6 protein-coding genes are annotated in these 8175 nt (G+C 76.6%); 4 read left to right on the top strand and 2 right to left on the bottom strand.

Features of this window, described 5'->3' with window-relative positions; all coding sequences use genetic code 11:
* Both ABQ292_RS25370 and ABQ292_RS25365 read right to left on the bottom strand, forming a co-directional pair.
* The coding region (locus ABQ292_RS25370) for a P-type ATPase actuator domain-containing protein (RefSeq protein ID WP_438940636.1) at nt 1–2659 on the bottom strand (2659 nt) is incomplete at its 3' end.
* A gap of 74 nt (nt 2660–2733) precedes the next feature.
* Nucleotides 2734–3963 carry a PucR family transcriptional regulator gene (locus ABQ292_RS25365; protein WP_369210478.1) on the bottom strand — a complete coding sequence of 410 codons (1230 nt, stop codon included), beginning with the start codon at nt 3961–3963 and terminating at the stop codon, nt 2734–2736.
* A gap of 115 nt (nt 3964–4078) precedes the next feature.
* On the opposite strand from ABQ292_RS25365, the gene ABQ292_RS25360 reads away from it, so the two are divergent.
* From ABQ292_RS25360 to ABQ292_RS25345, 4 genes are read left to right on the top strand one after another with little or no spacing between them, the layout of a single operon-like run.
* The gene (locus tag ABQ292_RS25360) at nt 4079–5590 is read left to right on the top strand and encodes a flavin-containing monooxygenase (RefSeq protein ID WP_369210477.1); all 1512 of its coding nucleotides are present in this window, start codon (nt 4079–4081) and stop codon (nt 5588–5590) included.
* Complete coding sequence (locus tag ABQ292_RS25355) at nt 5587–5709, top strand: hypothetical protein (protein WP_369210476.1); 123 nt, start codon at nt 5587–5589, stop codon at nt 5707–5709. The genes ABQ292_RS25360 and ABQ292_RS25355 overlap by 4 nt, the downstream gene beginning before the upstream one ends.
* On the top strand, nt 5706–6560 hold the full coding sequence (locus ABQ292_RS25350; RefSeq protein ID WP_369210475.1) for an SDR family NAD(P)-dependent oxidoreductase: 855 nt from the start codon (nt 5706–5708) through the stop codon (nt 6558–6560). The genes ABQ292_RS25355 and ABQ292_RS25350 overlap by 4 nt, the downstream gene beginning before the upstream one ends.
* A gap of 19 nt (nt 6561–6579) precedes the next feature.
* Nucleotides 6580–7794, top strand: coding sequence for an AGE family epimerase/isomerase (locus ABQ292_RS25345; RefSeq protein ID WP_369210474.1), 1215 nt, complete (start codon nt 6580–6582; stop codon nt 7792–7794).
* The last annotated feature ends 381 nt before the right edge of the window (nt 7795–8175 follow it).

Raw genomic sequence — 8175 nt, 5'->3', positions numbered from 1 at the left:
CCGTGCCGACCGCGACGACGACGGCCCGGCCGGTGCCGGCCACCACCGTGGTGCCGTCGAAGAGCATGCAGCGGCGGTCGGCCACCTCCGCGCCCGGCGTGGCCGCCATCGACTTGGCCACGGCCAGCGACTCGCCGGTCAGGCTCGACTCGTCGACCTCCAGGTCGGCCACCTCGAGCAGCCGGGCGTCGGCGGCCAGCACGTCGCCGGAGGAGACGGCGACGACGTCGCCGAGCCGCAGCTCGCCGGCCGGCACCTCCTCCAGGCCGCCGTCGGTCTCGCGGTGCGCGAGGACGTCCTGCTCGAGCAGCAGCGACTCCAGCGCCGTCTCCGCGCGCATGCGCTGCAGCGCGCCGAGCAGCGCGTTGCCGACCGTGACGCTGCCGACCAGGACCGCGTCGGCGCTCTCGCCGAGCACCGCGGTGGCGCCCGCTCCGGCGCCGAGGACCGGGGTCAGCGGGTCGGCCAGCTCCGCGGCCACGGTGCGCCCGAACCGGACCGGCCCCCGCAGCAGCGCGGCGCCGGGGACGCGCCGGCGGGACCGCGGCCCGGGGGCGTCGGGCAGCGCGGCCAGCCGGCGGAGGACGTCGTCGGGGTCGAGCGCGTGCCAGGGCGTGTGCACCGACGTGGCGGGGTCCGGCCGGCGGGCGGCCCGGACCGCCGTCCACGCGCCGTCGGCGATCGCCACCAGCGTCGCCGTCTTGCCCGGGGTGGTCGCCTTCCGCTGCCCGTAGAGCGCCGAGCCGACCGCCGCGAGCAGGGCACCGAGGACGTTGCCGGTGACCGCACCCTGCACCGACCGGCGGCTCACCGCCCGGGCGTCGACAGTCGCGGACACCACCCGGCAGACCGGGGCCAGCCCCTCGCCGGTGAGCAGGTCGGCCCCCCAGGCCGGCGAGCGCTCCGGCCCGACCGGGGCCACGCCGACGTCGGCGGCGAGCAGCGCGGCGGCGTCGGTGGCCGTGACCAGCAGGACGCCGTGCCCCTCGGTCTGCAGCCGGCGCACGACCCGGGCGAGCGGCTCGTCGGCCGGCGCGACCTGCCCGGCCATGCCGGCGACGTCCCGGGCGCCGGCGTGCGCGGTGAGCACGACCAGGTGCCCGGCCGCGCCGGCCGCGCCCAGCAGCGCCTCCGCGTACGGGTCGAGCTCCCGGGTGACGACGACCGTCCCGACCCGGCGGCGGCCGTCGAGCAGCGCCCGCACCTGCGCGCCCGGCGCCTCCGGCGTCTCCCGCGACGGCCCCAGGCGGGTGCCGTCCGGGCCCTGCCCCCCGTCGGCGCGGCCGTCGTCGTCCAGCAGCCGCGACGCCGCCGTCCACACGCGGGCGTCGTCCCAGTCCCCGGCCTCCGCGGTCGCCTCCAGCACCACCGGCGGGCCGGTGCAGAGCGCGGCGCCGTCGACGACCACGCAGTCGACGCGGTCCAGGCGGCGGTAGACCGACCCGTCCATCGGCACCACGCCGGCCCGGCACATCAGCAGGTCCAGCGTCGCGGCGAAGGACTCCCGCCCCTGGAGCGCGGCCTTCGGGCTCAGCGCCTTGACCAGGTCGGCCGAGCGGCCCGGCCGCCGGGTCAGCGCCAGCACGAGCAGCGCGACGGCGGTGGTCGCCGGCCCGAGCCGTGCGGTGTACCGCTCGACGACGCCCCGGGGCAGCGGCACCGGCCGTCCGCCGTCGTCGGCCACCGGACCGGTCCCCCGGTCGTCGGGCCGGGGGTGGCACAACTCCTCCTCGCGGCGGCGCCACACCTGGCGGCGGGCGCGGGCCTCCAGCGCCTGCTGCACCGACGCGATGGCGTTGAGGGCCGGCACCGTCGGGCTCTGGGTCAGCGAGTGCAGCAGCGCCGAGAGGCCGTCGAACGCCAGGCCGGTGCCCACGCCGCCGATCCGCCGGGTCAGCGCGCGGGTGAGCCAGTCCTGCGAGTCGAGCAGCGGCAGGGCGAGGGTGACGTGCCGGGACAGCGCCGGGACCGGCAGCGCCCGGCCAGCGGCGGCCACCCCGACGGCGAGGACGTCGATGGCCGCCGAGGCGAGCGCGGCCAGCACCGGCTCGAGGTCGGCGGGGTGGTCCTCCCGCTCCGGCAGTCCGTCGTCCCCGGCCGCCGTCCGGTGCAGGGTGCCGACCGTCTCGACGACGTCCTCGACGCCGACCCGCCGCTGGTCGACGGCGACGAGCACCCGGCCGACCACCTCGTTGACCGCCGCCCACCGCACGCCCTCGAGCCGCTCGAGCCGCTCGCGCAGGTCCCGGCCGGCGTCCGGCGGGGCGTCCGGTGCCGGCTCGGGGACCTCGACCTGCACGAAGCCGGAGTCGGCCCACGTGCGCGGCGTGCGCCGCTGGTCCGGCGGCTCGAACAGGCCCCGGGCGGCGACGGCGAGGTCACGGACCCGGCCGGTGGGCAGCGGGTCGGCCCCGGTCACCAGGGTGCCGACCGCGCGGACGCCGGAGACGGCGGCCGTCCGCGCCCGGTCGACGGAGTGGTCGGTGAGCCCGGCGGCCGCGCGCACGGCCCGCACCGACGTCCGCGTCGAGGCCCCGAGCAGGTCGGCGGTGACGAGGGCGGGCACGGCGGCCAGGCTCGCGCCGGTCACGGCCACCCGGGCCGTGACCGTCAGCGCGGCACGGGCCACACCGAAACGCGGCAGGAGGTTCATCGTCATCGTCGACCTTTCCCCTGCGCCCATCGTGGACGGGATCGTCCGGATCCGCACCCCGGTGCCCGCGCGTGGTCCCGTCAGCCGGCGGCTCCGCGCCACCGCAGGACCTCCAGCGCCGCGGCGACGCCGAGGACGTCGTCGGCCAGCGGCCGCGGCAGCAGCTCGTCGGCGCGGGCCAGCCGGCGCAGCACGGTGTTGCGGTGCGTGTACAGCCGGGCGGCCGTCCGCGAGGCGTTGCCCAGCTCGCGCACGTAGGTCAGGACGGTCCCGCGGGTGTCGGCGTCCGCGGTGAGCAGGCCGCCGAGGGTGTCGGCGAGGAACTCGTCGACCGCGGTGGGCTCGCTGGTGAGCAGCGCGACCAGCTGCACGTCCTCGTAGCGGGCCACCTGCTGCGGCGAGGTGAGGCGGGCCAGCATCCGCTGGGTGGTGGCGGCGTCGAGGTGGCTGCGCCGGAAGCCCTCCACGCCGCGACCCGGCCGGCCCACGGCCACGCGGACGTCGGGGGCGCTCGCCAGCTCGGCGGCCAGGGCGGCCGTGCGGGGCGCGGTGCCGACGGGCAGCCACACCCACAGCGCGGCGGCGCTGGCCACGACGGTGAGCCGGTGCGGGGCGCCGCCGGCCCGCACCGCCGCCTCGGCCGCGGCCTCCAGCTGCTCGGGTGCCGCGCTCCCGGAGCCGCTCCAGACGATCACCGCGGTGTGCGGTCCGGCCAGGCCGTAGCCGAGCTGCGCCTCGGCGCGGGCCCGGCCGAGCGGCGCGCCCTCCAGCAGCAGGGTCACCGCGGCCCGCCGGTCGGCGTGCGCCCCGCGGGTGAGCTCGGCCCGCTCGGCGAGCATCCGCTCCGAGACCGCGGCCACGGTGTCGTCGACGAAGGTGGTGATCGACAGCGCCGAGACGTCGAGCAGCTCGCGCAGCTCGCCGGGGTCGGTGGTCAGCTCGAAGCAGATCTCCATCCAGCGGCGCCAGGCCACGCCCTGCGCCGTCCGGTAGGCGTCCAGGCCGCTCTGGTCCAGGCCGCGCCGCACCAGGTCCCGTGCGGTCTCGAGCACCTCCGGCCCCAGGTCCACCGGCACCCGCGCCCCGGGGTGCTGGACGTTGGCCGCGGCCCAGTGCAGGAGGTTGGCCAGCGTGGAGCGCCGGGTCGCCGCGGCGAGCACGGGGTCCTCGGCGACCGGCCGCATCCGGCTGCCGCCCAGGGCCGCGGCGTGCACCTCCTCCACCCAGGCCGCCCGCGGGTCCAGCGCGACCTCCGCGCCCCGCCGGAACAGGTCGCGCACCCGCGGGGAGACGGCCGGCCAGTCGCTCATCCGGGCAGTGTGCACCACCTGCGACCCACCCTGGTGCACGTCGTCCTGGTGCGGCGGTCGACGAGCGCCGATCGTGAAAGGCAGCGTCCCCGCAGTCCCCGACCCTGGAGCCTCCGTGACCTCTCCCGCGACGCCGGTCGAGCACCTCGACGTCGTCATCGTCGGTGCCGGCATCTCCGGCATCGGCGCCGCGTACTACCTGCAGCGCGACCACCCGCAGCGCTCCTTCGCGCTGCTGGAGGCCCGTGGCGCGACGGGCGGCACGTGGGACCTGTTCCGATACCCCGGCATCCGGTCGGACTCCGACCTGCACACCTTCGGCTACGAGTTCAAGCCGTGGCGCGACGCCCGCTCGATCGCCGACGCCGACCGGATCCTCGCCTACCTGCGCGAGACCGCGGCCGAGCACGGCATCGACGAGAAGGTGCGGTTCCACACCAGGGTGCTGGCCGTGTCCTGGTCGTCGGAGGACGCCCGCTGGACCGTGCAGACCGAGCGCACCGACACCGGCGAGCGCGGCACGCTGACCGCGGGCTGGGTGTTCGCCGCCGGCGGCTACTACCGCTACGACGAGGGCTTCACCCCGGCGTTCGAGGGCCGGGAGCGCTTCCGCGGCCGGATCGTGCACCCGCAGGCCTGGCCCGAGGACCTCGACCACGCCGGCAGGCGCGTCGTCGTCATCGGCAGCGGCGCCACCGCCGTCACGCTCGTGCCCGCGATGGCCGAGACCGCCGCGAAGGTGACGATGCTGCAGCGGACGCCGTCCTACGTCGTGCCGGTCCCGTCGGAGGACAGGCTGGCCAACCGGCTGCGGAGGTGGCTGGGCGAGGAGCGGGCGCATCCGCTCATCCGGCGCAAGAACATCGCCAAGGGCCGGCTGATCTGGCGGTTCTGCCAGAAGCACCCCGAGCGGGCCCGACGGCTCATCCGCTGGGTCAACACCAAGCAGCTGCCGGCGGGCTATCCGGTCGACGAGCACTTCAGGCCGCCGTACGGCCCGTGGGACCAGCGGCTGTGCGCGGTCCCGGACGGCGACCTGTTCCGCGCCATCCGCAACGGCACGGCCGACGTCGTCACCGACCGGGTCGTGACCTTCACCGAGAACGGGATCCTGCTGGAGTCGGGCCGCGAGCTCGAGGCCGACGTCGTCGTCACGGCCACCGGGCTCAACGTGCAGGCGTTCGGCGGCATCCGGCTCACCGTCGACGGCCGCGAGGTCGGCCTGCCGGAGACGATCGCCTACAAGGGCATGATGCTGTCGGGCGTGCCGAACCTGGCCTACGCCATCGGCTACACCAACAGCTCCTGGACGCTCAAGGTCGGGCTGCTGTGCGAGCACTTCACCCGCCTGCTGGCCCACATGGACGCGCACGGCTACGACACCTGCCGCCCGGAGCCGGCCGACCCGGACATGCCGACCCGGCCGTTCCTCGACTTCGCCGCCGGCTACGTCCAGCGGGCCATCGACCAGCTACCCCGCCAGGGCGACCGGATGCCGTGGCTGACGTCGATGGACTACCGCTCCGACGTCAAGCTGCTGCGCGCCGACGACGTGACCGACCCGGAGCTGCACTTCTCCTCCGCGACCGCCCGGGCCACCCGTCCCGCCGAGGCGGTGTCCGCGTGACGGCCACCGAGCAGCGGGCGGCCCCCGCCGAGGTCGTGCCCGGCGTCGTGGACCGGCTCGTCGCGCTCGTCACCGACCACGCCCGCACCGCGCCCACCGCGACCGGAGCACCCCTATGAGCAGCGTCGCCGGCAAGGTCGCCGTCGTCACCGGCGCCGGGTCCGGCATCGGCCGGGTCCTCGCCTTCGAGCTGGCCGAGCGCGGCGCCCGGCTGGCGCTCTCCGACGTGAACGAGCCGGGGCTCGCCGAGACCGCCGGTCGGGCCGAGGCGCTGGGTGCCGACGTGCACACGGCCCTCCTCGACGTGCGCGACCGCGCCGCCGTCCTCGCCTACGCCGACGCGGTGGCCGCGCACTTCGGGGTCGTGCACCAGGTCTACAACGACGCCGGCATCTCCGGCGGCGGACGCACGGTGCTCGACACCGAGTGGGAGGTCTACGACCGCGTGCTGCGGGTGAACCTCTTCGGGGTCCTGCACGGCACCAAGGCGTTCCTGCCGCACCTGGTCGCCTCCGGCGACGGGCACGTCGTCAACGTCTCCAGCCTCAACGGCTACATGGCGCAGCCGACGCTGTCGGCCTACTGCACCAGCAAGTTCGGCGTCCGGGGGTTCACCGAGACGCTGCGCGGCGAGATGCTCGCCGCCGGGCACCCCGTGCGGGTCAGCGTGGTCCACCCCGGCGGGGTGCGGACCAACATCGCCAACGCGACGCTGCAGGAGGCCGAGGAGCTGGGCCTCGAGGTCACCGAGGAGCAGCGCGCGCGGCTCCGCACGTACGACGAGAAGCTGTTGCGGATGCCCGCGGAGCAGGCCGCGACGATCATCGTCGACGGCGTCGAGGCCGGTCGGCCGCGGATCCTCGTCGGCAACGACGCCAGGGTCGTCGACCGGATGGTGCGGCTGTTCCCCCGGCTGTACCCGGCGCTGCTCGTCCGCCTGGAGCGCCGGGCACAGCGCTCCTGGGGCTGACCCGCGCTAGCGTCCCGGAGTGGCCTCCCCCGAGCTGCTGACCGAGGAGCTCGACCGGCTCCTGTCCTTCGCCGCCGGCGCGCGCCGGGACGACGGCGGCTTCGGGTACCTGGCCGCCGACGGCTCGCTCGACCCCGCGCGGCCGCGCGAGACGTACGTGACCGCGCGGATGACGCACGTCTTCGCCCTGGCGTCGCTGCTGGGTCGGCCCGGGGCGGACCCGCTGGCCCGGCACGGCGTCGAGGCGCTCACCGGCCCGTTCCGGGACCCCGGGCACGGCGGCTGGCCCGCCTCGCCCGACGGCGACGACACCAAGGCCGCCTACGTGCACGCCTTCGTCGTCCTCGCCGGGGCGAGCGCCGCGGCCGCGGGGCTCCCGGGCGGCGCCGCGCTGCTGGCCGACGCGCTGTCGGTGTGGGACGAGCACTTCTGGGACGACGCCGCCGGCATGGCCGTCGAGGAGTGGGACCGCGCCTGGACGACGTGCGCCGGCTACCGCGGCGTCAACGCCAACATGCACGGCGTCGAGGCGGTGCTCGCCGCCGCCGACGCGCTGGAGGACGGCGGCCGGGCCGCGGAGCTGCGACGGCGCGCGCTGCGCGTGGTCGAGCGGGTGGTGCACGGCGAGGCCCGCACCCGCGACTGGCGGTTGCCCGAGCACTTCGACGCCGACTGGACCGTGCTGCCGGAGTACAACGCCGACCGCCCCTCCGACCCGTTCCGGCCCTACGGCGTGACGGTGGGCCACCAGCTGGAGTGGTCGCGGCTGGCGCTGCACACGCGCGCCGCCCTCGGCCCGGACGCCCCCGGGTGGCTGCTCGCGGACGCCGGGGCCCTGTACGCCGCCGCGGTGGACCGGGGCTGGCGCGCCGACGGGCACGACGGCTTCGTCTACACCTTGGACTGGTCCGACCGCCCCGTCGTCGCCGCCCGGATGCACTGGGTGCTGGCCGAAGCGATCGGGGCCGCCGCGGTCCTCGCGCGGGTCACCGGTGAGCGCCGGTACGACGACGACCGCCGCCGGTGGGAGGAGCACGCCGCCGCGGTCTTCGCCGACGACGCCACGGGCAACTGGCACCACGAGCTGACGCCGGACGGGCGGGTGGGGACGACGACCTGGTCGGGCAAGCCCGACGCCTACCACGTGGCCCAGGCACTGCTCCTGCCGCGGCTGCCGGTGCGCGGGAGCGTGGCCGCCGGCGTGCGGGCGGCGCTGCACGGCGACCGGGACTGAACCGGCATCTGGACCGGTCGGGGGTATGACACGGCCCCGGCGCGGGGACTTCACGACCACGCCGGGACCGGTTGCTCCAGGTTTGTCCACAGGAGTGGGGGCCGAAACGCGCCAGGGTAAAACAGGCGCAGGAAAGCTGGCGGGCGGGGCGCACCCGAGGTGTGTCGTCCCCCGGGGCCCCGCCCGCACAGAAGCATGCGGGTCTCGGAACGTCCCCGCAACAGATGTCTCAGACGTCTACCCACCTCGGGCTGGACGTGTACCCACTGCGAGCTCGGCGCCCGGTCCGACCCCTCGGCGTTCGTGTGTGAAAGGCCTGGCCAGCGGCCTGTTCGATGGGCGGAACTGTCGTACCCGGGTCGTAGCTTCGGATCGTGCAGC

The organism is Geodermatophilus maliterrae, from assembly GCF_041018925.1.
Lineage (GTDB): Bacteria > Actinomycetota > Actinomycetes > Mycobacteriales > Geodermatophilaceae > Geodermatophilus > Geodermatophilus maliterrae.
This window is presented reverse-complemented; position numbering and strand designations above follow the sequence as displayed.